Source organism: Amycolatopsis lurida, from assembly GCF_900105055.1.
In the GTDB taxonomy this organism is placed as follows: domain Bacteria; phylum Actinomycetota; class Actinomycetes; order Mycobacteriales; family Pseudonocardiaceae; genus Amycolatopsis; species Amycolatopsis lurida.
Map to the genome: position 1 here is coordinate 7,551,038 of NZ_FNTA01000004.1, position 26,250 is coordinate 7,577,287.

A 26,250-nucleotide genomic window follows, 5' to 3' on the forward strand; every position below is an offset into this window, starting at 1 on the left:
CCACCGTGTCTTCCGGCTCCGATCACGCGAGTTACGAGTCCAAGCACGCGAGTTACGGCTTCGAGCACGCGAGTTACGGCTAGCGGCCGAGGCCCCGGATCAGCACCATCACCGATTCCCGCACATCGGCCCGCGTCCGCTTCGGCTGGAACACCTGCCAGTCGAGGGCGACCACCAGCATCGTGCCGAACAACCCGGCCGCCGCCGTCGGGATCTGGACGCCGTCGGGCAGGCGCCCGGCGGCGTCCAGCCGGTGGAGCTGTTCGCGCACGATCGAGATGATCTCCTCGCGCAGCAACGTCAGTGTCTCGTGCCAGGTGCCGGGCGTACGCCACATCTCGCTCACCAGGATCTGCGAGAAACCGGGGTATTCGGCGATGAACTCCAGCGCACCGTCCACTTGCGACTCGATGACGTCCATCGGGTCGCCGTCGCCGGTGGCCGCGCGCAGCCGGTCCGCGAGCACGCCGACGCCGTAGCGCAGCAGCGCGTCGACAAGACCGTCCTTGCTGCCGAAGTTGTAGTAGACGGTGCCCTTCGCGACCTTCGCCTCGGCCGCGATGTCGTCCACCGTCAGCCCGACGAGGCCGCGGCTGGCGGACAGCCGCAGCGTCGCCTCGAACAGCTTCTGCTTCGTCGCCTCACCCCGGGGACTCACAACGCCAGCTCGGGTTTCAGTGCCGAAACCGTCCAGGTGCGCCGTTTCCGCGCCGCCAGCGTCGAGACCAGGATCCCGCCGACGAGATACGCGACCAGGACGCCGATGTCACCGAGGATCTCCATCGAGGCGCCACTGTAGAGCAGGTGCCGGAACCCGTCGATCGCGTACCCCATCGGCAGCACGATGTGCAACGGGTACAACGCGTCCGGGATGGTCTGCCACGGGAACGTGCCGCCCGCGCTGACCAGTTGCAGCACCAGCAACACCAGGCCGAGGAACTTCCCGACGGCGCCGAAGAACGCGTTGAGCGCGTGCACCACGGACGTGAAGGTCAGCGACACCAGCACCGCGAACCCGATCGCGCCGAGCGGATGCGCGACGTCGATGCCGACCAGCCAGGTCACCGCGCCGAACAGCACGATCACCTGCGCGATCCCGAGCAGCGCGGAGGACAGCCAGCCGCCGAGCGCGACCTTGAACGGCGACGCGCCCGCGGTCAGCGCACGGGTCGAGAGCGGGCGCAGCAACAGGAACAGCACGAACGCGCCGATCCAGGTCGCGAGCGAGATGAAGAACGGGGCGAGACCGGCGCCGTAGGTCCCGGCCGAGGCGACACCGGAGGAGTTGACCGCCACCGGGTCGGCGATGGTGTTGGCGGTCGCCGCGCGGGTCGGGTCGTCCGGGTTCGGGATTTCCTTGAGCCCGGCGGCGAGCCCGTCGCGCAGCTGCACCGAACCGTCGGCGAGCTGGTTCGTGCCGGTGACCGCGGACTTCTCGCCGTCGTTGAGCTTCGCGGCACCGTCGCGGATCTGGTTCGACGCGTCGGCGGCCTGCGCGATGCCGCTGGTGAGCTGCGGGGTGGCCGAGGCCAGCTGGTGCGCGCCGTCGGAGACCTGCCGGGCACCGGACGCGAGCTGGGCGAGCTGGCTGTTCGCGCCCTGGATCTTCGTGTTCGCCTGATCGACCGGCGACCGGAGGGTGTCGAGGCGGCTCAGGATCTCCTGGACCTTCGTCTCGGGGACGCCGGCGTCGCGCAGGTCCTGCGCGAGCTGGGTGCGGTAGCCGTCGAGTTTGGTCTGGATGTCCCCGGAAGCCGTCGCCGCGAGCGAGGCGGCGTCGGAGACCTTCTGGTTGCCGTCGGCGACCTTGCCGGCGCCGTCGGCGAGCTTCTGCGTCTGCGCGGGGAGCTGGGCGGTACTGGATTTCAGGGTGCCGAGCCCGGTCGCCAGCTGGGAGCTGCCGGAGGCGAGCTGGGAGGCGCCGTCGGCCAGCTGCTGCTGTCCCGACTTGAGCTTGCCCGCGCCGTCGGCGAGCTGCGAAGCGCCGGTCGAGGCTTCTTGGATCTTGCCGTAGATCGTGGAGAAACCGACCAGGAACTTGTCCGCGGCCTCGCTGCCGACCTTCTCCGCGATCGTCTTGCGGACCTGTTCGGCCACCTGTTTCGCGATGGTCCCGGACAGATAGTTGTTCGCGTCGTTGGTGGTCAGCGTGATCGTCGCCTGCTGGGGCTGGAAGTTGCCCGAAGACAGCAGTGCGGTGGAGAAGTCGCGCGGGATGCCGATCGCGAACGAGTACTCGTCGTCGCGGACGCCCTTCGCGGCCTCCTCCGGCGACACTTCGTGCCACTGGAAGGTGCCGGACTTGACCAGTTCGTCGGTGACCTCGCGGCCGACGTTGCGTTCCGCGCCGGCCGAGTCCTTGGCGCCGGTGTCGGCGGTGAAGACGGCGGCGGGCAGCTTGTCCAGCCGCGAGTACGGGTCGTAGTTCGCGTAAAGGTAGAAGGACGCGTAGAGCAGCGGCACCAGGACGAGCGCGGCCATGGCGAGCTTGGGCAGGGTGCCGCTGCTCAGCCGGCGCAGCTCGTTGGCGGCGATCCGGACGGGGTTCATTCCTGGTCTCCTGAAGTCTTTTCGATCTCCGCGGTTTCGCCCGCCTCGGGCTCGACGGGCGCGCAGCGCACGGGGTCGGGCTGGTCGAGGGCGCCGCAGAGGGCGGGTTTCTCCGGCAAGGCCGAAACCGGGGTGGTGGCGGTCAGCACGATGACGGCGAGGCCGCGCTCGGCGTGCTCGCGGGCGAGCCGCGCCCAGCTGTCGACGTCGCTGGTGTGCCGGTCCGGGGTGTCGAGCACGAGGACGCCGACCCCCTTGCGGTCCGCGGCGAGGGCGGTGAGCAGCCGGGTGCGCGTCACCGGTTCGAGGTTTTCGAAGCGGGTGGTGGCGAAAGCGGCGGCGTCGTGCTCGGCCAGCCAGCTCGCGACGGCGGACTTGTTCGCCGGGCGTTTCGCCAGTTCGAGTTCCTCACCGACGACGACCTGCAGCGACAACGCGCCGTCCGGCTCGCTCACGCCGGGGGAGTCGACGATCGCCACGACCTTCCGCGGGTCGCCGCCCTCGACCGTGACCGTCCCGGTGGCGGGCTTCAGCCTGCCTGCCAGCGCCAACCCGAAGGCGGTGACGCCGACCCCTGGCTCGCCGTGCACGATCGCCAGCTCACCGCCCGAAACGGTGAGCGAAGTAGGCGACAGCAACGTGCCGTGGGGTCCGGTCACGGACACCCTGTCGGCTTGAACCCGCACGAAGAACTCCCAGGTCGGTGACACGGAACTTGAACTGACTGGTCAGTTCAAAAGTTAACCCTGACCTGGGAGGTGCACAACCGTGAGGGGCTCACGTCACACGCAAGAGTGACGAAACCCCCGCAAACCGGACGGGCTAACGCAGGGCCGAAGCCGGATGGACCTCCCAGGACGTCCACAGTGGACGATAACCCTGGCGGTGCCAGAACACCGAAGAGAGCGGGTTGGTCGGGTTGTAATAGAGGTACGTGCCGTCCGCGCCGCCCGCGGCGAACTCCTCGTGCACCGCCGCCATCAGTGTGCGGCCGAGTCCGCTCCCGCGCAGGGCGGGCACGGTGACGACGTTGTTGACGTACCCCCAGCGGCCGTGGGGGAGGAGTTCGGCCTCGGCCGACCCCGGTGCCGAGGTGATCCAGGCGCCGTGCGCGAACGCGGCGATGCGGGCGTCCCGTTCGGCCAGCCACAGCAGCGGGCGATCCTTTTCGAGGGCGAGTTCCAGCGCCGGGGCGAGCAGTTCGGCGGCGTTCGGGCGGTACCGGGTGGCGACCTGGCCGATGTAGTCGTGCGTCGACACGGCCAGCCCGAGCAGGGTGTCGAAATCTTCGTGCCGGGCCCGGCGGACGGTCACGCCGACGGCGCCCGGATCGTCGTGACGGCGCCCGGTGCGCACGGCGAGCGCGGACATCGGCACCAGCCCGTGGTCGAGGAAGGCGCGGATCGCCTCGGCGTCCCGGCTCGGCCAGTTGATCACGCAGGCCGAGTCCTCGCCGGGGGTTTCGGCGTCCATCCGCGTCCGCCACGCGCGCAGCAGCACGTCCATGCCCTCGGTGCCGGTGTCCCCGACGAACGGGAACAGCTGCCGCGCGTCGGCGGCCGACCAGAGCAGGGTGACGTCGTCCGGACCGTGCAGCTGACGTTGCACCACCCCGGTGACCTGGACGCCCGCCGCCGTGGCGGCGTCCACGCGCTCACCGCCGACCGGGGGCGGCGCGGCATCGGGCAGGAGCCGGTCGATCGCCGCGAACCGGGCGCGGTGCGCGTCGAACAACGCCTTCTCGATTTCCATCCCGTCCCCAGGGTCGACCGCTACCGCAGGGCCGAGGCGGGGCAGACGGCCCACGTCGTCCACAGTGGACGATAACCCTGCCGGTGCCAGAACACCGGGGAGAGCGGATTGGCCGGATTGTACGAGACGAAGGTACCGCGCAGTGACGGCGAGAACAGCTCGTCGTGCGCGACGGCGGTCAGCGCGCGCCCGATCCCGCGTCCCCGCGCGGCCGCGGTCACCGCGAGCGTTCCGACATAACCCCATTCACCAGGAGGCAGCCGCCCGGCGAGCGCGTCTCCGGGGATCGGGGAGCGCCTGCCGCTGCTCACCATCCCCACCGTGACGCCTTCCTCTTCGGCGATCCAGACGCGGCCGCCGAACTGCAGGCCGCGCCGGACCTCCTCCGCGAGCAGGGCTTCGGCCCCCGGCCGGACGACACCGTGACCGACCAGCGAGGTGTAGCGGAGTTCTTCGAAGCGCAGGCCGACGATCTCTTCCAGGTCGCCATGGCCCGACGCGCGGATGGTCACGCCGGGGACGGAACACGCCTCGCCCGCCGCGGGCGCCCGGACGGCCAGTGCGAGTTGCGGCGCGAGCCCGTGGTCGAGCAGGGCCCGCGACACCGCGACGTCACGGCTGGGCCAAGTGACCGTGCACGACGAATCGGGTTCGGCGTCGGCAGGCGCGATCCGCTCGCGCCAGGCGGAGAGCAGCGCGCTCATCCCCGCGCCGGCGTCGAGCGGGAGGACCGCGGAGAGGATCTGCAGATGTGCCGGGCTCCAGAGCCGTTGCCAGGACCCCGCCGCGAACCGCACGTGCGCGATCGTCCCGAAGGCGCCGCCCGCCTCGACGGGTTCTCCGGCCGGGAGCGGAGGCGGCGGCGGGAGCGACGGATCGAGCGCGGCGAACCGCGCCCGCTGCCGCTCCGCCGCCGGGGTCATCCCCGCTGGGTGCAGAAGATCGCCGTGCCGGGGAAGAGCTTGCCGCGCAACGGGCTCCACTGCCCCCATGTGCGGGAGTGGCCCTCCGGCCAGGCGGGCTCGATGAGGTCGGTCAGCGCGAACCCGGAGTCGGCGAGCGCGCGGACGTAGTCGCCGAGGGTGCGGTGGTACTCGACGTAGGTCGCGACGCCCTCTTCGTCGACCTCGACGTAGGGCGTGCGATCGAAATACGGCTGGGTGACGGTGAGACCCTGCGGACCGGGATCGTCGGGGAAGATCCAGCGCATCGGATGGGTCACCGAGAACACCCAGCGGGCCCCCGGCCGGAGCACCCGGCGCACTTCGGCGAACACGGCGTCCACTGACGCCACGAACGGCACCGCGCCGAAGGCCGAGCAGGCCGCGTCGAAGCTCGCGTCGGCGAACGGGAGCGACTCCGCCGTCGCCTGCACGAGCGGGACGGGGGTGCCGGTGCGCTCGTTGCCCTCCCTCGCGTGCCGGAGCATGCCCCCCGACAGATCGGTCGCCACCGCGTGGGCGCCCTGCGCGGCGAGCCAGCGCGAGCATGCCGCCTGTCCGCAGCCGACCTCGAGGATCCGCTTGCCGCCGACTTCACCCAAAAGCGCGACGTCGGCCTCGCGGACACCCTCCGGGCACCAGACGAAGTCCGCGTCGCCGAGGAAGCCGCCGTGGGCGGCCTGGTAGTCGTCGGCGTCGGCGTCCCACCAAGCCAGGTTCGCGGCGGTGGCCTCCGGCGCCGAGACCGCCCGATAGGCGACCCCCGCGGTGCCGAGCCGCTCCTCGGCCTCTGCGTGCCGTTCGGGCTCGGCGACGGACTGCTGGTTCAAACCGATATCCTTTCCCCAGGTCAGGGCTGCGCGGGACAGTTTATCCGCCCGCCGTGATCGTGGGGGCGACCCTGATTGTGCCGTGTACAGGGGGCCGCGTAGGATATCTGTTAGCGCAGTGGGTTCGCGCTACTCTTTCCCCCGGTTCGCTCAGCGTCCGGGTCAGGGGGTCGCGTACCGGATGCGGTGATGCTCGCGGTCGTTCCCTGTGGACGTTTGCTTATGTGGTCGCCTCATGCCGGAAGAGCCCATGGTGCCCTAACTGCAAACCCACTACTTCCCATCCACCGGAGCAACCCGCCTAATGACGACCGACACCGCCACCGCCCCGACCGCCCCCATTGGGGCCCCGCAGGTCGCTATCAACGACATCGGGTCGGAGGAAGATTTCCTCGCAGCGATCGACAAGACGATCAAGTACTTCAACGATGGCGACATCGTCGAAGGAACCATCGTCAAGGTCGACCGTGACGAGGTCCTGCTCGACATCGGCTACAAGACCGAGGGTGTCATTCCCTCGCGCGAGCTCTCCATCAAGCACGATGTCGACCCGGCTGAGGTTGTCACCGTCGGCGATGAGGTCGAAGCCCTGGTCCTCCAGAAGGAGGACAAGGAAGGCCGTCTGATCCTGTCCAAGAAGCGCGCGCAGTACGAGCGCGCCTGGGGCACGATCGAGGAGCTCAAGGAGAAGGACGAGCCCGTCAAGGGTACCGTCATCGAGGTCGTCAAGGGCGGCCTCATCCTGGACATCGGCCTGCGCGGCTTCCTGCCGGCGTCGCTGGTCGAGATGCGCCGCGTGCGCGACCTGCAGCCGTACGTCGGCCGCGAGCTCGAGGCGAAGATCATCGAGCTGGACAAGAACCGCAACAACGTGGTCCTGTCCCGCCGCGCCTACCTGGAGCAGACCCAGTCCGAGGTGCGCAGCGAGTTCCTCAACGCGCTCGCCAAGGGTCAGGTCCGCAAGGGCGTCGTGTCGTCCATCGTCAACTTCGGTGCCTTCGTGGACCTGGGTGGCGTCGACGGCCTGGTGCACGTCTCCGAGCTGTCCTGGAAGCACATCGACCACCCGTCCGAGGTCGTCGAGGTCGGCCAGGAGGTCACGGTCGAGGTTCTGGACGTCGACATGGACCGCGAGCGCGTCTCGCTGTCGCTGAAGGCGACCCAGGAAGACCCGTGGCGTCAGTTCGCCCGCACCCACGCGATCGGCCAGATCGTGCCGGGCAAGGTCACCAAGCTCGTCCCGTTCGGTGCGTTCGTGCGCGTCGAAGAGGGCATCGAGGGCCTGGTGCACATCTCCGAGCTGGCCGAGCGCCACGTGGAGATCCCGGAGCAGGTCGTCCAGGTCAACGGCGACGTGATGGTCAAGGTCATCGACATCGACCTCGAGCGTCGTCGCATCTCGCTGTCGCTGAAGCAGGCGAACGAGGGCGTCACGCCGGAGACCGAGTTCGACCCCACCCAGTACGGCATGGCCGCCGAGTACGACGCCGAGGGCAACTACATCTACCCCGAAGGCTTCGACCCGGACACCCAGGAGTGGCAGGAAGGCTTCGACAAGCAGCGTGAGGAGTGGGAGCGTCAGTACGCCGAGGCTCACACCCGCTACGAGGCTCACATGAAGCAGGTCCAGAAGGCCGCCGAGGCCGACGCCGAGGCCGCCGCGGACGCCGCGACCGGTGTCACCTCCAGCGACTCGGGCGAGCAGAGCTACACCTCCGCTCCGGCCGAGGCCAAGAGCGGTGGCACGCTCGCCAGCGACGAGCAGCTCGCGGCTCTCCGCGAGAAGCTGTCGGGTGGCGCGTGATCCAGGCGCTCAGCCACTAGCTGACAGACAGCGGCCCCGGTCCACCACGGACCGGGGCCGCTGTCTTTGTCCGCATTCAGTCCACTGGATGCGTTCCTTGCACGCGCGACTACCGCATTCAGAGAACTGAATGCGGTAGTTGAAGAGCAAGGTCAGGAGGTGGCGGTCCGGACGGACGGGACCGACGGCACCCAGATGCGTTCGAGCGCCGCGGCGCGGGCCTTGCGGCGGAGTCCGGCGAAGCTGTGCTTGGCGGGAACGAGGAGCGCGCTCAGCCACGTTCGCCGGTATTCGGCGAGGGCGTCGGCCACGGGACGATGGAGGACACAGTGCACCAGGCCCGGCGTTCCGAGCCGGTGCCTTCCAGCGTGCTTACCGTCTGCCATCGTTCCTCCGTGTGGGCTACCTTCGCCGCGCACGGTACGCACTCAAGCTCCCGAAGCGCGGTAACCGCCCGGCGTGTCACCCAGAAAGGTTGAGTCTCGCGTCACTATGAACTTGCCTTTTGTCTCCGTCTGTGCCGGATGTGCGCATCTCGTGACCCTGCGCGGTCGGTCCAGGTCGCGCCACTAGGCTGATCGGCATGCTGCGTGTGGGCCTGACCGGCGGGATCGGCGCCGGAAAATCGACGGTGGCGAACCGGCTTTCCGAGCACGGCGCCGTCCTCATCGACTCCGACAAGATCGCCAGGGAGGTCGTCGAGCCGGGAACACCGGGGCTCACCGAACTCGTCGAGGCGTTCGGCGAAGACATCCTCGCCGACGACGGCGCGCTGGACCGGGCCGCGCTCGCCGCCAAGGCGTTCGCCGGCGAAGAGTCCCGCAAGCGGCTGAACTCGATCGTCCACCCGAGGGTCGGGGCCAGGACGGCCGAGCTGATGGCGGCCGCGGCGCCGGACGCGATCATCGTCCACGACATCCCGCTGCTGGTCGAAGGCGGGCTCGCGCCGATGTACCACCTCGTCGTCATGGTCGACGCGCCGGAGGAGGTCCGGGTCCGCCGCCTGGTCGAGGTACGGGGGATGGCGGAGGACGACGCGCGCGCCAGGATCAAGGCGCAGGCCACGACCGATCAGCGCCGTGCGGTGGCCGACGTCTGGTTCGACAACAGCGGAGCGCCCGACATCGTGCTCGCCGAGGTCGACGCGCTGTGGGCGGACAGGCTGACCCCGTTCGAGGCGAACGTCCGGCTCCGCAAGCCGCGTGCGCCGATGTCGCCGAAGATCGCGCCGTACGACGAGACCTGGCCGGTGCAGGCCGAGCGTGCGCTCGCGCGGCTCCGCGTGGTGGTGGGTGACGATGCCGTGCGGGTCGATCACATCGGTTCGACCTCCGTGCCGGGTCTGCCCGCCAAGGACATCCTCGACCTCCAGCTGACGGTGTCCACTTTGGACAAGGCAGACGAACTGGCCGACGCGCTCTCCGACGCGGGATTCCCGCGGGCGGAAGGGGAGTGGTTCGACGACGCGCACGGTGAAGAGGGCACGTGGCCCAAGCGATTCCACTTCGGTGGCGACCCCCGCCGTCCGGTCAACCTGCACGTCCGCTCCCAGGAGACGCCGGCCTGGCGGCTCGCGCTGCTGTTCCCGGAATGGCTGCGGCAGAACCCGGACGAGCGCGACGCCTACGCGGCGGTCAAGAACGCCATGGCCGCGAAGCACGCCGATGATGGAACGGTCGAGCAGTACACCGACGAGAAACAGGTCTGGGTCGACGCGGCCTTCACCCGGGCCGACGCGTGGGCGGACTCGACCGGCTGGACCCCGTAGGCCTCAGCTCCCGAGCAATCCCCGCGCGAAAGCGGTCGCGACGGCGGCCGCGCGATCCTTCACCCCGAGCTTGGCGTAGGCGTGGACGAGGTGCGTCTTCACCGTGGCCTCGCTGATGAACAGCAGTTTCGCGGCCTCCTTGTTGGTCGACCCGCGCGAGATCAGGGTGAGGACTTCGAGCTCTCGTTTGCTCAGTGGCTCCGGCGCGGGCGCGCGCATCCTGCCCAGGATCAGATCGGCGACGGCGGGGGAGAGCACCGCCTCGCCCCGCGCCGTCGCCCGGACCGCACGGAAGAGCTCCTCGCGAGGAGCGTCCTTGAGCAGGTAGCCGGTCGCGCCGGCTTCGATCGCCGGGATGACGTCGGTGTCGGTGTCGTAGGTCGTCAGCACGAGGATCCGCGCGGGATTGCGGAGCTTGGCCAGCTTCGCGATCGCGGCCACCCCGCCGGAGCCTGGCATCCGCAGATCCATCAGCACGACGTCGGGGCGGAGTTTCTCCGCCAGCGCGACGGCCTCGTCGCCGGAGGACGCCTCTCCGAGCACCTCGAATCCTTGTTCCGCGGTGAAGATGCCGCGCAGCCCGTCGCGGACGATGGGGTGGTCGTCGGTGATCAGCAGCGTGATCGTCATGCCCTGGCCTCCAGCGCGATGGCAGGCAGATCGGCCGAAACGGCCGTCCCGCCGCCGGGCTCGGATTCGAGGTGCAGTGTTCCCGCCAGCCTGGCGACGCGGGCACGCATCCCGGAGATGCCGAAACCATCTTCGCCCGCCGTGCCCGGCTCGAAGCCCTTCCCGTCGTCCCGGACGTCGACGGTCACCTGATCGCCCATGTAGGACAACGTGAGCCCCACGACCGTGGCGGCGGCGTGCTTCTCGACGTTGGCCAGCGCTTCCTGGGTGATCCGCAGCAGTGTCGCTTCGATCTCGGGATGCAGCGGCCGCGTGGTCCCGGTGGTGGTGAACCGGACCTCGACACCGGTCCGGCCGCTCCACCGCCGGGAGACCTCGCCGAGCGCGTCCGGCAGGGTCGCTGCGGCCAGTGGCTGCGGGCCGAGCGCCCGCACCGAACGCCGGGCGGCGGTCAGGTTCTCCCGCGCCAAGGCCATCGCGGAGCCGACGTGCCGCTGGCATTCCGCGGGATCGTCCTTCGCCTCGGCGGCCGCCTCCAGCTGGGTGATGATCCCGGTGAAGCCCTGGGCGAGCGTGTCGTGGATTTCCAGGCTCAGCCGCCGGCGTTCGTCGAGGACGCCGGTTTCGTGCGCCTGGCTGAGCAGTTGCCGTTGCAGCACCGCGTTCTCTTCCTGGGCGGCGGCGAGGTCGTCGAGCACGCGCTTGCGCTCCGCGTGCTGCCGCGCCATCGCCGCCGAGACGAGCCCGCCCCCGCCGACGGCGGCGGTCTGCACCAGCGTGACCACGATCCACAGGGCGGGCTGATCGGCGAACGCCCGCAGCGGACCCCCGTTGGGGATCGTGTTGATCAGCGCGGAGACCACGAAGATCCCGGCCAGCGCGAGCGGGGCGGGCCGCAGGCGCATCGCCTCGAAGAACCCGGTGATCATGAAGATCAGGAAGATCGTGTCGTGCGCTTCGAGCGCCGCCGCGATCGTGACCAGCCCGGCGAAGGACACGGCGACCACGGCCGGATGATCTTCCCAGCGTTTCGGTATCAGTGTGGAACCGAGCAGGAGCCAGCCTGCCGCGATCCCCGCCCGCCCCAGGGTGGACAGCGGGTCATGGCCGGAGAGCACGAGACTGAGCACCGTGCTGATCGCCAGCAGCGCGTACGGCAGATACCTTTCGATCCGGCCGCCCCACGGGCGCCACAGGGACCCGCCGTCCTCGGGAGACGGCCACAGCGAGTCCTGCCACCGGATCCAGCTGGTCATACCCGGAATTCTCGCAGGCCGGGCCACGCCACGGCCCAGGTTTCGGTGTGGCCGGTGACCAGCCAGATCGGCATGCCCCGGCTCACGTTGGGGACGCCGGCCGCGTTGTCCACGCGGGAGACGATCCGGGCGTCGGTGAACGAACGCAGCAGTCGCGCCGGATCCGGCCCGACGAACAGAACGCTGTCCGCGGTCTCGGGCGGATGACCGAAGTACCAGAAGCCCCGGCTGGGGCTGTACACGGCGGGAAGCCCGTAGTCGGCGCCGTACCGGTCCAGCGCTCCGGCCTGCCAGTACCCGGCCGTGACGAGCGTGGTGCGCGCCCGCTGCTCCGGCGGGAGCCGGTGGTGGACGTCCGCGACGGAACGGGCGAGGTCCGGCCAGCCGATCTCCTCCAGCGCGTACGCCGGACGCGGGACGTCCCGGCCTTCCGCGAGCCAGGCGGACGGCCACACCGGCAGCGCATAGGGGAGCGTGTACAGCGCGGAAAGCAGGAACACCGGCCAGGTCGGGATCCAGCGGAACCACCAGGACGGTCGCAACTGTCCGAAGTGGACCGCGGCACCCGCCCACAGGACGCCGAACATGCCCGCCGCGTAGTAGTAGCGGCCGTTCGACAGGATGAACAGCGCGATCACGCCGACCGCGGTCCAGCCGAGGAACCGGTATTCGCGCAGCCTGGCCGAGAACAGCAGGACCCCGAGTCCGTAAAGGACACCGACGACACCGATACCGAGCCCGGCGCCGGTCAGCAGCGCGGGAAGGAACCCGGCGCGGCCGCTCCAGCCACCGGTGGTCTCGTGCGCGATGACGTCACCCATCTCCAGTTGCGGCCAGCCGTTCGCGGCCTGCCACCAGAGCGTCGGCACCATCGAGAGGGCGGCGATTCCCGCGCCGAGCCAGAGTTTGGGCCTGCGCAAGAGATCCCGTGGTCCGAAGACCAGGATCGCTACCCCGGCGGCGACCCAGAACGTCGCGATCAGGAGCTTGACGTTCAGCGCGACGGCGGTCGCCACGCCCAGCCACAGCAGCAGAGTGCCGTCGCGGGTTCGCATCCACCGCACGAGCAGCCACGCGATGAGCGTCCACAGCGCCGGGTCGATCGTCGAAGTGGCCAGGTAGTGCCCGCTCCCGAGGAACTGCCCGCAGATCGCGTATGCCGCCGCGGCGCGGGCCTGGGCCCGGCGGTCCCCGCCCATCTCGCAGGCGATGAGCCCGGTGAACACGACACCGGCGGCCGTCGCGAGGACGGCGGGCAGACGGAAGACGAAGACGTTTCCCGGCGCGAGCGTGTCCATGGCCAGTGCCAGGGCCGGGAGCACCGGCGGCTGATCCGCGTATCCCCAGGCCAGCCGCTTGCCCGCGGAGAGGAAGTACAGTTCGTCGCCGAAGTAGCCGTACCGCCACGCCGTCGCCATCAGGACCGCGGCGGCCGCGGCGGCGAGGAGCCCCACCGGGAGCCGGGCGAACGCCGCACTGGACACCGTCGGTGTTTCGGCCGCGCGGGCGGCTTCCATCCATTCCTCGCAGATCCCTCGGGTGCCGGTCCTCTCGCACCTTACGTGCCACCGGCGTGGCGCGTCGGTCGTGAGAGGACCGGTGAGGCTCAGAAGCCCCAGTCCGCGAGTTTCGGCCACACCGTGTCCCAACTCCCGTTCCGGCCGGTGGCCAGCCAGATCTTCATGCCCTGACTCACGTTCTGGATCCCGGCCCCGTTGTCGAGCGCGCCGACCTGACGCACCTGCGTGAAGTACGGCACAAGCCCCGAAGGGTCGTTCCCGACGAAGAGGATGTCCCGTGCCGATTCCGGCGGCCTCGGCAGCGTCACGTAGCCGCGGTTGGGGCTCGACGGCGACGGAAGCCCGAGCTCCGGTCCATAGTGGTCGATGGCACCGGCCTGCCAGTACTTCGCCGTGACGACACCGGTCCGGGAGGGATCGGGAACGGTCCGGTACACCCGCGCCACCGACTCCGTGATCTCCCTCCAGCCGACCTCTTCGACGGCGAAGATCGGCCGCGCCCACATCGGGGCGCTCGCCAGGTCCGCCCGCGGGAGGATCGGAAGTGCCTGCGGGATCGCGATCACCGCGGCCACGAGGTACACCGGCCAGGTGGCGATCCAGCGCCAGTACTTCGACGCCTGGCCCGCCTCGATCTCCACCGCCGCCGCGGCGAACAGCGGGGCGAACATTCCCGCCGCGTAGTAATAGCGCCCGTTCGCCAGCAGGAACAGGGCGAGAACGCCGAGCGCGGTCCAGCCGAGGAACCGATACGGCCGCAGGCGTTCGGACCTCAGCAGGCGCCACAGTCCATAGCAGACCAGGATCGCCCCCACCGGTACTCCGGCGCTCAGCACCAGCGTCGGAACGAAGGTGATCCGCCCGCCCCAGCCTGCCGAGACCTCCTGGGAGATCGCCGCGCCCATGGTCAGTTGCGGCCATCCGTTCGCCGCCTGCCAGACGAGGGTGGGCGCGATCATCGCGGCGGCGATCACCGCGCCGAGCCACAGCGCCGGACGGCGGACGAGGTCACGCGGCCCGAACGCCACCGCGGCGGCCAGTACGACGACCCAGAAGCCCCCCACGAGGAACTTCGTGTTCAGGGCGACCCCGGTCACCACGCCGGCCCAGACCAGGAGCTTGTCCGTCCGGGTCCGCATCCAGCGGACGAGCAGCCAGAGCAGCAGCGTCCACAGGAACGGGTCGATCGTGCTGGTCGCCAGATAGTGCCCGCTGCCGAGCATCTGGATGGACACCGCGAACGTCACCGCCGCGATGGTCTGCGCTTTGCGCCCGCCGCCCAGTTCCCTGGCGATGAGCGCGGTCAGCACGACGCCCGCCACCATCGCCAGCATGGCCGGGATCCGCAGGACGAACGGTGAATCGGCGCCGAACGCGTCCATCAGGCGGGCCAGCAGCGGCAACAGCGGCGGTTGGTCGGCATACCCCCAGTCCAGATGCCGACCGGCCGCCAGGAAGTACAACTCGTCGCCGAAATAGCCGTAGCGATCGGCCGTCGCCGCGAGGACCGCCCCCATCGCCCCGGCGATCACCAGCACCGGTGTCCTGGCGAACGACGCGACCTCCGCGTGTTCTCCTCCACCGGACCGTTCCCGGAGTCCCTCGGCCTCCATGACCACGGGTATCCGCCCCCTCTCGATCGGTTACGCCCTTGATCGAGAGTCCCGCGGCGCCGCCCGTCCGGGGATCCATCGGCCGGTCAGGATCGGCTCACCCAAGGGATGAGCCAGGATCAACCGATCGATGGATGCGGGGGGATCAGTGCCGTCGCCAGCCGAGTGTGATGTCCTTGGTGGACAGCCAGCCGCGCAGGTCGTGGCCGTGCGTCGCCAGTCCGTCGACCGTCGTGTGGCTGACGCCGAGCGCGCGTTCGCCGTCGGCGGGGGAGAGCAGCCCGGCGGTGACCGCGGCGAGGAGCTCGTCGGTGTCGATCACCTGGACGGATTTCTTGTCCCGGAGGACGAGGTCGAGATAGAGGTCGGTGGCCACCCAGACGCCGTCCTCGTGGCGGATGTCGACGACGTCGAGGTAGAAGTCCTGATCGCGTTCGTGGCCTGGAGTGAACCAGAAATCGGTGATCCGCAGGCCGAGATCCGGCAGCAGCCAGGACTCGATGTAGTGGAACTGGGTCCGCCCCGGCGTCGGCCGCGCCATGTAGAGGCCGAAGGGTTCTTCGCGGTATTCCTCGACGTCCCTCACGATGCCCTTGGGATCCGTGTTGGTCTTCGCGGCCGGGTCGAAGTACTCGACCTTGGGCGGATGCAGCGCGGTCATCCGCCCATCTTGGAAGGCGGCGCCGCCCGCGACCACCGCCCAACCGGGTGGACGATCACGGTTTGCGGGTTTCGGAGGAGCAGCGGGGCCCGGCCGGATAAGGTGCGCTGGTTCCGCCAGAGGGGTGAGTGGGGAGTCGACGCATGTTCGGGATCATCAGGCCGTGCCGCCACCGGCTTTCCGCGGGTCTGCACGCGGACTGGCTCGCCCATCTCTGCGGCCTTTGCCTGGCGTTGCGGGACGAACACGGACATCTCGCCCGAATGGTGACGAACTATGACGGACTGATCATCTCGGCGCTCGTCGAAGCCCAGTCACCGCGTGCGGAAGGACGTCGTGACGCCGGCCCTTGCCCACTTCGGGCGATGAAGGGGACTTCGGTCGCGAAGGGCGGGGGTGCCCAGCTGGCGGCGGCGGTCTCCCTCGTGCTGGCCTCGGCCAAGATCAGCGACCACGTCGAGGACCGCGACGGCGCCTTCGCGCGGCGTTCCGTCGCACTCGCCGCGAGGCGGGTCGCGACGCGCTGGGCGGATCAGGGAAGCCGCACGGGAATCCGGGTCGGCTTCGACACGACGGTCCTGACCGAGGCCGTCGACCGGCAGGCCGAGATCGAGAACGCCGTCCGCCTCGGCGATTCGGCCGTCCTCGCCACCGAACCCGCCGAGCTGGCGACGGCGGCCGCGTTCGCGCACACCGCGGTCCTGGCGGGCCGCCCCGGGAACGCGGCGCCGCTGGCCGAGGCCGGCCGCCTGTTCGGCAGGGCCGCGCATCTGCTCGACGCCGTCGAAGACCTCGCGGAGGACGAGGCCGCCGGTGCGTGGAACCCGCTGACGGTCACCGGGACCGGGCTCGCCGAGGCGCGGCGGCTGTGCGACGACGCCGTGCTCGGTGTCGAACTCGCCCTTCGCGAGGTGAAGTTCGACCAGCCCGAGCTGGTGCACGCGCTGCTGGTGCACGAGCTGCGACAGGCGGTGCGGCGCGCCTTCGGGCACAACCTCACCGGCCACGGCCACGGCCACGGGCACGGCCCGCAGCAGCCGCCGCCGGGCTGGATCGGGCCCGGGCCTCAGCCGCAACAACATCCTCACCAGCCTTATCCGCCCCACCAGTACCCGCAGGGCGGCTACCAGCCTCCGCCTCCGCCGGCGGGCGCTCCCGGTGGCGGAGGCCCGCCGCAGGAGCCGCCGAAGAAGAAGGGCAAGCACCGCGGCGAGGGCGGGCCGGTCGATGGTCAGGGCGGTGGCTGCTGGGTCCCGAAGTTCCGGGTCCCGCCGAAACCGAGGAACTTCTTCTTCGGCTGCGCCGTGGCGACCTACATGTGCTGTTCGTGCCAGTTCTGCTGCCGCGATCCCTTCCCCGGCCCGTGGAGCGGCAAGCCCAACAGCAGCTGCGACTGCGACTGTGACTGCTGTTCCTGCTGTGACTGTTCCTGCTGATCCGACCAGGCGAAACGGAAACTGTCGGACCCAGCGCCTACTCTGGTGGACGTGGCTTTCGCAACCGAACACCCCGTGCTCGCCCAGTCGGACTTCCGCCCCGTCACGGACATCCCCCGGACCGGCGGCCGGTTCGAGGTGGTCAGCGAGTACAAACCCGCCGGTGACCAGCCGGCGGCCATCGACGAGCTCGAGCGCAGGATCAACGCGGGCGAGAAGGACGTCGTGCTGCTCGGCGCCACGGGTACCGGCAAGTCGGCGACGACGGCCTGGCTGATCGAGCGCGTCCAGCGTCCGACGCTGGTGATGGCGCCGAACAAGACGCTCGCCGCGCAGCTGGCGAACGAGCTGAGGGAGCTGTTCCCGCACAACGCGGTCGAATACTTCGTCAGTTACTACGACTACTACCAGCCCGAGGCGTACATCGCGCAGACGGACACCTACATCGAGAAGGACTCGTCGATCAACGACGACGTCGAGAGGCTGCGGCACTCGGCGACGATGAACCTGCTGTCCCGGCGCGATGTCATCGTGGTCGCGAGCGTCTCGTGCATCTACGGTCTCGGCACGCCGCAGTCGTACCTCGACCGGTCGACGAAGCTGAAGGTCGGCGAGCAGCTCGACCGGGACGTCTTCCTTCGCGCGCTCGTGGACGTGCAGTACACCCGCAACGACATCGCCTTCGCACGCGGCACCTTCCGCGCCCGAGGGGACACGGTCGAGATCATCCCGGCGTACGAGGAGCTGGCGATCCGCGTCGAATTCTTCGGCGACGAGATCGAGAAGCTGTACTACCTGCACCCGCTCACCGGAGACATCGTCAAAGAGGTCGACGAGGTCCGCATCTTCCCCGCCACCCACTACGTGGCGGGCCCGGAGCGGATGGAGAAGGCCATCGGCGGTATCGAGGCCGAGCTCGAGGAGCGGCTGGCCGAGCTGGAGAAGCAAGGCAAACTGCTCGAGGCCCAGCGGCTGCGGATGCGCACCGCGTACGACATCGAGATGATGCGCCAGGTCGGGTTCTGTTCCGGCATCGAGAACTACTCGCGCCATATCGACGGCCGCGGCGCCGGCACCGCGCCCGCGACCCTCATCGACTACTTCCCGGAAGACTTCCTGCTGGTCATCGACGAGTCGCACCAGACCGTCCCGCAGATCGGCGGCATGTTCGAAGGCGACATGTCGCGGAAGCGGAACCTGGTCGACTTCGGGTTCCGGCTGCCCAGCGCGGTCGACAACCGGCCGCTGACCTGGGAGGAGTTCACCGACCGGATCGGACAGACGGTGTACCTGTCGGCGACACCGGGGCCGTACGAGATGGGGCAGGCGGGCGGCGAGTTCGTCGAACAGGTCATCCGCCCGACCGGCCTGGTCGACCCGAAGGTGGTCGTGAAGCCCACCGAGGGCCAGATCGACGACCTGGTGCACGAGATCCGCGAGCGGGCCGAGAAGGACGAGCGCGTCCTGGTCACCACGCTCACCAAGAAGATGTCCGAGGACCTCACCGACTACCTGCTGGAGCTGGGTATCCGGGTGCGGTACCTGCACTCCGAGGTGGACACGCTGCGCCGGGTCGAGCTGCTGCGGCAGCTGCGCGCCGGCGATTACGACGTGCTGGTCGGCATCAACCTGCTCCGTGAGGGGCTCGACCTGCCCGAGGTCTCGCTGGTCGCGATCCTCGACGCCGACAAGGAGGGCTTCCTCCGCAGTGGCACGTCGCTGATCCAGACGATCGGCCGCGCGGCCCGGAACGTGTCGGGCGAGGTGCACATGTACGCGGACAAGATCACCGACTCGATGCAGCACGCCATCGACGAGACCGATCGCCGCCGCGCCAAGCAGGTCGCCTACAACAAGGAACGCGGTGTCGACCCGCAGCCCCTGCGGAAGAAGATCGCCGACATCCTGGACCGCGTCTACAGCGAGGCGGAGGACACGGAGTCCGTCGCCGTCGGCGGCTCGGGCCGGAACTCTTCGCGCGGCAAGAAGCCCGAGCAGGGCGACCGTGTGCGCAGTTCCGGGATGCTCGCGGACAAGGACGTCGCCGGGATGCCGCGCGCCGAGCTGGCCGATCTCATCCAGCAGATGACCGACCAGATGATGCAGGCCGCGCGCGACCTGCAGTTCGAGCTGGCCGCCCGGCTGCGGGACGAGGTCGCGGACCTCAAGAAGGAGCTCCGGGGCATGGACGCGGCCGGCATCAAGTAGCAGGTCCAGCACCGGGGATGTCCCGTGACCGACCGGACGACACGCGTGATCCGGCGGACGACACGCGTGACTGATCGGACGACACGACCGCGGCCGGGTTCGGCCACGAGTCGTCCGTCTGATCACGCGTGTCGTCCGTTCGATCACACGTGTCGTCCACCGGATCACGACGGCCGGTCAGAGGCGACGGCGTTCCAGCATGGTCAGGTCGGCGTCGAAGTCCGGGAACCCGGCGGGCACCGAACGCGTGCTGACACCCGGGGAGACCGGAGGCAGACCGGCCCACCGCCGCACGGTGTTCGTCGCTTCGGCGGCCTGGGCCGCGGGAAGCTGCGAGATCCGGGCGCCGTGGTTCCCGCCCGGCACCGTGTAGCTGTAGGAATCCTTCGTGCCGAAGCCGAGCTTGAACGGCTCCGCACTCCACGGGTCGTTCTCGCCGTTGACGAACATCAGCCGCTTCCCCTGGGACTTCACCCAGAAGTCGATATCCGGCATCGCCAGATGATCGAATCGCGGGATGTCGACCGACTTCGGCACGAACGTCCGCGACACGTTGGAGCCGGGATAGCGCAGCAGATCCCGCAGATAGCCTTCGTAGGACTCGGGGGCGCCGAGCTGGTAGGCCGCCTGGAAGTAGTACGGGACGTAGACCTCGAGGTTCTGGTCGGAGTAGGTGTTGAGGCTCTCGACGCGTTCGAACCAGGCGTAGATCTCCGCCGCCGGAGCACCGGCCTTCGGGATCGTCGCGCAGTCCGACTGCCTCTGGTACTGCCAGAAGGCGAAGTACGAGTCGATCACGGAGATCTCCAGCGACACGTCCGCCGAGCCGACGGTCTTAAACGTGTAGCCGTTCTTGGCCGCGTCGGCGGCGGCGAGCGCCGCGAACTCGGGACGCCGGGTCAGCACGTCCCGCTGGATCGCCTTCAGCGCCGACCGGCACGACGGGTCGTCGCCGACGTTCGCCAGGAAGCGGTTGTAGCGGTCGTGCGCGTTGATGACGTCGTTGGGCGCGACGTACGGGATCGTCGCGTCGACGTCTTCCGGGAAAAACCTACGGAAGTAGGTCGCCGTCATGCCGCCTTTGCTGCCGCCCGTCGCGAGCCACTTGCCCGGATAGATCCGCTTGAACGCCTCGACGGCACGGTGCTGATCGGCGGCGGCCTGCCAGATCGTCAGCTGCTTGCCCCAGTCCGGATGGTCCGGCCGGGAGGGGGTGAAGAACCGGTACTCCATGGACAGCTGGTTGCCGTCGACGATCTGGGTCGGCTCCGAGCGGTTGGGTGATTGCGAGACGTTGTACCCGCTCGTGTACACCACGGTCGGCGACCGGAATTCCTTGTGCAGCAAGGTGAACCGCTGCTGGAAGGTGCCGCGGTCGGGCCTGTGATGGTCGACCGGCTGGGTATAGGTGAGTTTGAAGAACCGGTACCCGGCCGGCGCCGGATTCTCCGAGACGACGGTCAGCCCGGGTATCCGCCCGAGCGCGTCCTCGATGTCCCCGGGTGCCGCCTGCGCGGCCGGGGACAGCCCGGCCAGTGCGAGAACGGTTGTCGCCAGAACCGACCACGCGGCCGTGAGCTTCCGCATCCATGCCCTCCCCATCGGGACCTGTTGAGCGGTCGGATACTCACAGAGTCCCCGCCGGTGGGCAATCGCCTATCCGGTCGAGCCGCGCAGGACCCTCTCGACGTAGGCCTTGATGGCGGCGAGCGCCTCGGGGGAGCTCCACAGTTCGAGGACGTGGGCGTCGTCGCCGGTGCGGTGCTCGGCGATCCGCTCGTGGAACGGCCGATGCAGTTGTGCTTTCGTGTGCGCGTACGCGGCCGTCGGGATCTCGGCGAGCTTCCGGGCCACCTCCACCGCCCGCCCGACGACGTTCTCGGGCGCGGTCACCTCGTTCACCAGGCCGAGCCGGAGCGCTTCCGCGGGCAGGTGGGTTTCGCCGAGGAACGCGAGCTCGGCGAGGACGTCGGCGCCGAACCCGGAGCGCAGGATCTCCAGCGCCGCCAACGGGAACGGCACGCCGACGAGCAGCTCGGTGATCCCGATCCGGCCGGGGCCGTCGGCGAGGACACGGCGGTCGCAGGCGGCGGCGAGCACCGCCCCGCCGGCGATCGCGTGCCCGTTGACGGCCGCGACCACCGGGCCGGGGAAGCCGAAGACCGAGAGGAACGCGTCCGACAGCGCGGGCAGGAAGTCCTCGATGTAGTCCGCGCCGCCGTCGTGTACTCGTCGCAGGTCGACACCCGCCGAGAAGATGCCGCCGGTACCGGTCAGCACGACGCCGCGATGGCCGCCGAGCTGGACGTCTTCGAGCCGGACGATCAGCTCCTGGCAGAACTCGGTGTCGAGGGTGTTCGCCTTGCCGTGCTGCAGGGTGACGACGGCGATCCCGCCTTCGTCGTCCACGCGGATCGAAGAGGTGGCCATGGCCCGACCGTACCCGAGCCCGCGACGATCTACAGTGGACCGCTAGTCCCGCAGCCGCACGGTGACCGTCGGGCTGAAGGACCGCTTGCGGTTCCAGCCGGTCTCGGCGCCGATGCTGAGCTGGATGGCGCGGTCGGCGGGCGCCCAGTAGCCGGTGCGCACGAAGTAGGCGTCCATCGAACACAGCCTGGCGCAGGACTTGCGGTTGCAGATCGTCTCCCAGCCCCACTGCCTGCCGCTCTCCTCGACGCCGTTGCGCCGGACGAAAAGATGCGGATTTCCGATTTCGCGGCAGTAGGCGCTGCCCTCGGAGATGTAGAGGACCCCGTCGATCTTGTAGAACCGATTGTTGTCGAGAAGCGTCACCTGGCCCGAGACGGCGAATCCGACCCGGCCGCCTTTGCCTGCGCTCATGGTCCAATCAAGAGAGAATTCTTGGACCGGTGTCTCGACTGACTGGGTCATGGTGACATCCCCGCTTTCCGCTCGCGTCGGCACCTTTCCACTGAAGATAAGGATTTCCCGGAGGTCCCCGAAGATGAATGCGAGGTTTTCACCCAATGGGTCGATGATCGGAAAATCGATGTTCTCATGCGCATGAAACACCGGTTACCGGCGCTAATGGGTGAAGGTCGCCACGGCCAGTGAAAACCGGGGCCCACCAGGGAAGAGGATTTCGTCTTCCCGGTGGACCCCGGCGCTTTTCCGGTACGGAAACGCTCTCAGCTGGTGATGTCCTTCGTCGCGAACCGGCGGCCCGCCAGAAGGAAGAAGACCGTGCCGTACAACGCCGCGGACAGCATGCCGTTGGCCATGTTCGTCCAGTCGATGTCGGTCGAGATCAGGTCCATCCACGAGAACGCGAAATGCGTCGGCAGGTAGTCGCGCAACCCCTCCAACGCGGTGATCTGGTCGAGGATCTGCGAGACGATCGCGACGATCACCGCGCCGCCGACGGCGCCCAGCGGGGCATCGGTGGCGACCGAGAGCAGCATCGCCAGACCGGCCACCCACGCCAGCTGCAGGATGATGTAGATCGTCGCGAGCCCCATGGCGACGAGACTGTCGCCGAACGTCACCGCGTCCCCGGTCGGGCTGATCGCGTCGCCCGCGCCGTACCAGATGACGCCGACCACCAGTGAAACCAGCGGCAACAGGATCAGCGCGACCGCGGACAGGATGCCGGAGACGATCGCCTTCTGCCGCAGCACTCGATGCCGGGGGACCGGCATCGCGAGCAAGTACTTCAGGCTCGACCACGACGCCTCGCTCGCGATCGTGTCGCCGTAGAACAACGCCACGATCATCGGGAGCAGGAACGTCCCCGAGACGAACAGCGCGAGCACCACGAAGTTCGGCGCGCTCGCGGTGGCGAGGTCGACGAAGCCGCCGCTGCGGCGGTTCGGATTGGCCTGCCCGATCTCGAACGCGATCACCAGGATGAACGGCAGCAGCGCGACGAACCCCAGCATCAGCTGGGTCCGCCGCCGTTTGAGCTGCCGTTTCAGTTCGACGCCGAGCCGCAGCGTCCGGTCGGCGCGGTACCCCGCCACGGCCCCGTCGGGACCGACCTCGGTCGGTTCGTGCGACGCGACCTCCGTCAGCTCCAGCAGTGCCGCCGGATCGGTGTGCACGCCGTGATCCGCCCGGGTCGCCGGGCCGGAACCATTGGTCTTACTCACCCTTCGAGTCCTCTCCGACCAGCTGCAGGAACGCGTCTTCCAGACGGCGCCGCGGCCCGGCCTGCTCGACCGCGACCCCGGCCCGCACCAGGACGGCGACCGCCTCGGCACGCGCGAGACCGTCGAGATCCGCGTGGACCAGCTCCCCGTCGACGTCGACGCCGGAAACGCCGCCAACCTTCCGCAGCGCTTCGGCCGCTTCGGCGGGCTTGTCGACGCGGAACGTCGCCTCGCCACTGGACGCGGCCAGCTCGCCGACCTCGCCCGAGGCGACCAGCATGCCGCGGTGCATCACGACCACGTGCGTACAGGTCTGCTCGACCTCGGCCAGCAGGTGGCTCGACACCACCACGGTGCGCCCGGTCGCCGCGTAGCGCTGGAGCACCTCACGCATCTGGTGGATCTGAGGCGGGTCGAGCCCGTTGGTCGGTTCGTCGAGCACCATGAGCTCCGGCAGGCCGAGCATCGCCTGCGCGATCGCGAGCCGTTGCCGCATGCCCTGGCTGTAGGTGCGGACCCGCCGGTTCACCGCGTCGCCGAGCCCGGCGATCTCCAGTGCCTCGGCGAAATGCGCCTTGTCCCTCGGGCGGCCCGTGCTCGCCCAGTACAGCTCCAGGTTCTCCTTGCCGGACAGATGCGGCAGGAAGCCGGAACCCTCCACAAAGGACCCGATCCGGGACAGCACCGGCGCGCCGGGCGCGATCAGATGGCCGAACACGCGGATGGTGCCCGCGGTCGGCGTGATGAGCCCCATCAGCATGCGAAGGGTCGTCGTCTTGCCCGCGCCGTTGGGCCCGAGCAGCCCGAGCACCTGACCGGGTTCGACCCGGAACGACAGATCCTTCACCGCGACGAACCCGCCCGCGTAGGCCTTGCGCAGACCTTCGATCACCAGCGGGGTCTTCGCCAGGCTCTCGTCGACGTCGTGGGCACGGCGGCGGCGGAACGCGGCGATCACGGTGATCGCGATCCCCGCGAGCAGCGTTCCGGCGATCCCGAGCAGCTGCGCGGTGGGCGCGCCCGCGCCGACCGAGTTACCGGGGACGACCGGCACGCCGAGCCGCCCGCCGTCCGCCAGTCCGATGCGGAACACGGCGGGCTCCACCGGCGTCGCGAACGCCTGGTCCGTCGTGGCGACCACCAGCCGCAGTGTGTGCCCCGCTTCCAAGGGCCGCACGATGCCCGGCAGGGTCACCGTCACCTCGACCGGGCTGCCGTCGGCGGGCAGACCGGAGACCCGGAAGGGGGCGACGGAGTTGGCCGGAAGCGTGCGGACACCTTCCGAGTTGACGTCGTAGAGCTTCGCGAACAGGACGGCTTCCTGCTGAGGAGCTGCGGTGGAGGGGTCGGCCGAAATCTGGAGCCGGACCGTCGACGAACCGGCCGCGATCGTCTGCGCGTCGAGCGGCGGTGTCGCGAATTGCGCGGCCTGCCCCGGCGGGTCCAGGCTGAACAGTCCGGACAGGCGGGACGAACCCGCCACCGCTCCGTTCAGACCGGGGATCCCGCTCACCGCGGCGGGATTGCCACCGGCGGGGCGCACGACCGGCTGGGCCGGGCCCGCCAAGGTGAACTGCCGCCGTTCGGTGGCGTCCCCGGTCGCTCCCGGGTACGCCGGTGCGGTCACGGTCCGGACCGAAGGCGCGCCGTTGGCCCGCAGGGTGCCCTGGATGTCGTAGCTGAACCCGGTGCCGGGATCGGTGCCCTGCCCGGTGAGGGAGAACTTGAGGAAGTCGGCGATCTGCGCGCGCAGTTTCTGCCCGGGCTTCCCGCCGTCGTGGCCGCCGGTGTACCAGATCGTGCGGACCTTGCCGCCCGCCGCGGTGATCTGCCGGGCGGTCGCGTCGGACTGGTCCAAGCCGAACAGCGTGTCACTTTCGCCCTGTACCAGCAGGGTCGGCACGGTGATCTGGTCCGTCACGGACGCGGGGGAGACCCGGCGGAGCAGGTCGACCGTCTTCTGGCTCGCCTTCCCCGTGGTGGCGAGCTCGGTGTAGGCCTGGCAGACGTCCGCGGTGAACCGTCCACAAGGGTCGGCAGGGCCGGACGGTGGCCGCTGCCCGTTCTGGCCACCGAGCGGCAGCGACTGCGCCGCGGCACCCGCCGCGCCGGTGCCCTGCGCCGCGCCTGATTCGCTCGTCTCGTCACCCGCTTCGGGTGCGTCGTTGGCGGGGGAGCCGCTCTGCGCGGCGCCGGAACCGGCGGAGAAGAAGATGCCCGCCCACGACTTCTTGAAGACGCCGTCCGCGGTGAACGCGCCGGCGGCCGGAGTCGTGGCGTTCGGCGCGGCCGGAGCGGCGGCGTTCGGGAAGAGGCCTTGGGCGAGGTCGTTGTAGGTGATCACCGGCGCGATCGCGTCGACCCGCTTGTCGGTCCCGGCGAGCAGCAGCGAAAGCGCGCCACCGTAGGAAGCGCCGGACACGGCCACCTTCGGGTCGCCGTTCTCTTTGAGGACCTCGGGGCGCGCGGCCAGGCCGTCGATCAGCTTCTTGGCGTCGGCGACCTCGCGGTCGGGGTCGTTCAGCGCGATCTTCCCGGTGCTGCGGCCGAAACCGCGCGCGGACCAGGTCAGCACGACGAAGCCCTTTTCGGCGAGTTCGCGGGCTTCGGTGGTGACACTGTTCTTGTCCCCGCCGAAACCGTGGGCGAGCAGAACGGCCGGAGCCGGGGTCTGTTCGGGCAGGTACGTGGTCGTGTCGATCTTCACGATCTCGGACGAGCCCGGGGTTTCGGGCAGGTCGAGGGTCGTGTCCTGGGTTCTGACCGCGGACGGGGCGGGTTCGCTGTTCGTCCACACGACGGCCGCGGCGGCCAGGACCACCACGACCGCGGCGAGCGCGGTGAGCTTCGCGCTTCGCGTGCGAGGGAGCGGGATTCGGGGCACGGAATGACCGTATTTCACGGAAGCTGAGAACCGCTTCCCCGGCACACACGAACCACACAAGGGTGACTGTTAGGCCGCCACCGGAACGGGTACTCAAGAAGAGAGAAGAGGTGGGTGTGACGGGAGTTACGCCATCTTCTTGGTGACAAGGGCAACCTTAACTGGCGTCATGCGTACAGACAGGTCAAACTGGACCAGCTGTGAGGGGAGTATTCCTTCGCGGCGGTGTCGTCAGCACGGTGGCCTTCGCAGGCCCCCGGCACCGTCGGCCGGTTTCGCACCGGC

At 69.5% G+C, this 26,250-nt stretch carries 21 protein-coding genes; 4 read left to right on the top strand and 17 right to left on the bottom strand.

Features of this window, described 5'->3' with window-relative positions; translation table 11 throughout:
- Positions 1 to 79 precede the first annotated feature (79 nt).
- The 6 genes from BLW75_RS40880 to BLW75_RS40905 form a co-directional block, all read right to left on the bottom strand.
- The gene (locus BLW75_RS40880) at positions 80 to 658 is read right to left on the bottom strand and encodes a TetR/AcrR family transcriptional regulator (RefSeq protein WP_034315955.1); all 579 of its coding nucleotides are present in this window, start codon (positions 656 to 658) and stop codon (positions 80 to 82) included.
- Positions 655 to 2,550: a YhgE/Pip domain-containing protein gene (locus BLW75_RS40885; protein WP_034315954.1), complete on the bottom strand. Its 1,896-nt coding sequence runs from the start codon at positions 2,548 to 2,550 to the stop codon at positions 655 to 657. The genes BLW75_RS40880 and BLW75_RS40885 overlap by 4 nt, the downstream gene beginning before the upstream one ends.
- A complete protein-coding gene (locus BLW75_RS40890) occupies positions 2,547 to 3,236 on the bottom strand; it encodes an ATP-binding cassette domain-containing protein (protein ID WP_034316218.1) in 690 nt (229 codons plus the stop codon). Before BLW75_RS40890 ends, BLW75_RS40885 begins: the two co-directional genes overlap by 4 nt.
- A 136-nt stretch (positions 3,237 to 3,372) precedes the next feature.
- Positions 3,373 to 4,302 carry a GNAT family N-acetyltransferase gene (locus tag BLW75_RS40895; protein WP_034315952.1) on the bottom strand — a complete coding sequence of 310 codons (930 nt, stop codon included), beginning with the start codon at positions 4,300 to 4,302 and terminating at the stop codon, positions 3,373 to 3,375.
- Positions 4,303 to 4,322: 20 nt separating this feature from the next.
- Positions 4,323 to 5,225 (bottom strand): GNAT family N-acetyltransferase, encoded by a 903-nt coding sequence (locus BLW75_RS40900; protein WP_034315950.1) that lies wholly within the window; start codon positions 5,223 to 5,225, stop codon positions 4,323 to 4,325.
- Positions 5,222 to 6,073, bottom strand: a complete 852-nt coding sequence (locus tag BLW75_RS40905; RefSeq protein ID WP_034315949.1) for a class I SAM-dependent methyltransferase — start codon at positions 6,071 to 6,073, stop codon at positions 5,222 to 5,224. Before BLW75_RS40905 ends, BLW75_RS40900 begins: the two co-directional genes overlap by 4 nt.
- Before the next feature lie 304 nt (positions 6,074 to 6,377).
- Here BLW75_RS40905 and rpsA point away from each other — a divergent pair, with 304 nt between their 5' ends.
- Positions 6,378 to 7,877 carry a 30S ribosomal protein S1 gene (gene rpsA / locus BLW75_RS40910; RefSeq protein ID WP_034315947.1) on the top strand — a complete coding sequence of 500 codons (1,500 nt, stop codon included), beginning with the start codon at positions 6,378 to 6,380 and terminating at the stop codon, positions 7,875 to 7,877.
- 152 nt (positions 7,878 to 8,029) lie between these two features.
- Here the strand turns inward: rpsA and BLW75_RS40915 are convergent, their stop codons facing one another.
- Positions 8,030 to 8,263: a hypothetical protein gene (locus tag BLW75_RS40915; protein WP_034315945.1), complete on the bottom strand. Its 234-nt coding sequence runs from the start codon at positions 8,261 to 8,263 to the stop codon at positions 8,030 to 8,032.
- A 197-nt stretch (positions 8,264 to 8,460) separates the two neighbouring features.
- Between BLW75_RS40915 and coaE the strand changes: the two genes are divergently transcribed.
- Complete coding sequence (gene coaE, locus BLW75_RS40920; RefSeq protein ID WP_034315944.1) at positions 8,461 to 9,645, top strand: dephospho-CoA kinase; 1,185 nt, start codon at positions 8,461 to 8,463, stop codon at positions 9,643 to 9,645.
- 3 nt (positions 9,646 to 9,648) lie between these two features.
- Here coaE and BLW75_RS40925 read toward each other — a convergent pair whose 3' ends face one another.
- From BLW75_RS40925 to BLW75_RS40945, 5 genes are all read right to left on the bottom strand, one after another.
- A complete protein-coding gene (locus BLW75_RS40925; protein ID WP_034315943.1) occupies positions 9,649 to 10,275 on the bottom strand; it encodes a response regulator in 627 nt (208 codons plus the stop codon).
- Positions 10,272 to 11,531, bottom strand: a complete 1,260-nt coding sequence (locus BLW75_RS40930; RefSeq protein ID WP_034315942.1) for a sensor histidine kinase — start codon at positions 11,529 to 11,531, stop codon at positions 10,272 to 10,274. The genes BLW75_RS40925 and BLW75_RS40930 overlap by 4 nt, the downstream gene beginning before the upstream one ends.
- Positions 11,528 to 13,048, bottom strand: a complete 1,521-nt coding sequence (locus tag BLW75_RS40935) for an ArnT family glycosyltransferase (protein WP_034315940.1) — start codon at positions 13,046 to 13,048, stop codon at positions 11,528 to 11,530. The genes BLW75_RS40930 and BLW75_RS40935 overlap by 4 nt, the downstream gene beginning before the upstream one ends.
- A gap of 89 nt (positions 13,049 to 13,137) precedes the next feature.
- Positions 13,138 to 14,664, bottom strand: a complete 1,527-nt coding sequence (locus BLW75_RS40940; RefSeq protein WP_241783783.1) for an ArnT family glycosyltransferase — start codon at positions 14,662 to 14,664, stop codon at positions 13,138 to 13,140.
- Between the two features lie 145 nt (positions 14,665 to 14,809).
- Complete coding sequence (locus BLW75_RS40945; protein WP_034316216.1) at positions 14,810 to 15,325, bottom strand: ribonuclease FAU-1 family protein; 516 nt, start codon at positions 15,323 to 15,325, stop codon at positions 14,810 to 14,812.
- Between the two features lie 143 nt (positions 15,326 to 15,468).
- Here BLW75_RS40945 and BLW75_RS40950 point away from each other — a divergent pair, with 143 nt between their 5' ends.
- Together BLW75_RS40950 and uvrB are read left to right on the top strand one after the other, a co-directional pair.
- Positions 15,469 to 16,761 (top strand): DUF5685 family protein, encoded by a 1,293-nt coding sequence (locus tag BLW75_RS40950; RefSeq protein ID WP_034315937.1) that lies wholly within the window; start codon positions 15,469 to 15,471, stop codon positions 16,759 to 16,761.
- Between the two features lie 51 nt (positions 16,762 to 16,812).
- The gene (gene uvrB / locus BLW75_RS40955) at positions 16,813 to 18,969 is read left to right on the top strand and encodes an excinuclease ABC subunit UvrB (protein ID WP_034316214.1); all 2,157 of its coding nucleotides are present in this window, start codon (positions 16,813 to 16,815) and stop codon (positions 18,967 to 18,969) included.
- A gap of 177 nt (positions 18,970 to 19,146) precedes the next feature.
- Here the strand turns inward: uvrB and BLW75_RS40960 are convergent, their stop codons facing one another.
- From BLW75_RS40960 to BLW75_RS40980, 5 genes are all read right to left on the bottom strand, one after another.
- Entirely contained in the window at positions 19,147 to 20,556 is a 1,410-nt protein-coding gene (locus BLW75_RS40960) for a S28 family serine protease (protein ID WP_034315935.1), read from the bottom strand.
- Positions 20,557 to 20,625: 69 nt separating this feature from the next.
- Positions 20,626 to 21,399 (bottom strand): enoyl-CoA hydratase/isomerase family protein, encoded by a 774-nt coding sequence (locus BLW75_RS40965; protein ID WP_034315932.1) that lies wholly within the window; start codon positions 21,397 to 21,399, stop codon positions 20,626 to 20,628.
- A gap of 42 nt (positions 21,400 to 21,441) precedes the next feature.
- Positions 21,442 to 21,864 (bottom strand): hypothetical protein, encoded by a 423-nt coding sequence (locus tag BLW75_RS40970; RefSeq protein WP_034316212.1) that lies wholly within the window; start codon positions 21,862 to 21,864, stop codon positions 21,442 to 21,444.
- 257 nt (positions 21,865 to 22,121) lie between these two features.
- Positions 22,122 to 23,081 (bottom strand): ABC transporter permease, encoded by a 960-nt coding sequence (locus BLW75_RS40975; protein ID WP_091599496.1) that lies wholly within the window; start codon positions 23,079 to 23,081, stop codon positions 22,122 to 22,124.
- Positions 23,074 to 25,983: an alpha/beta fold hydrolase gene (locus BLW75_RS40980; RefSeq protein ID WP_167373573.1), complete on the bottom strand. Its 2,910-nt coding sequence runs from the start codon at positions 25,981 to 25,983 to the stop codon at positions 23,074 to 23,076. The genes BLW75_RS40975 and BLW75_RS40980 overlap by 8 nt, the downstream gene beginning before the upstream one ends.
- Positions 25,984 to 26,250: the final 267 nt, after the last annotated feature.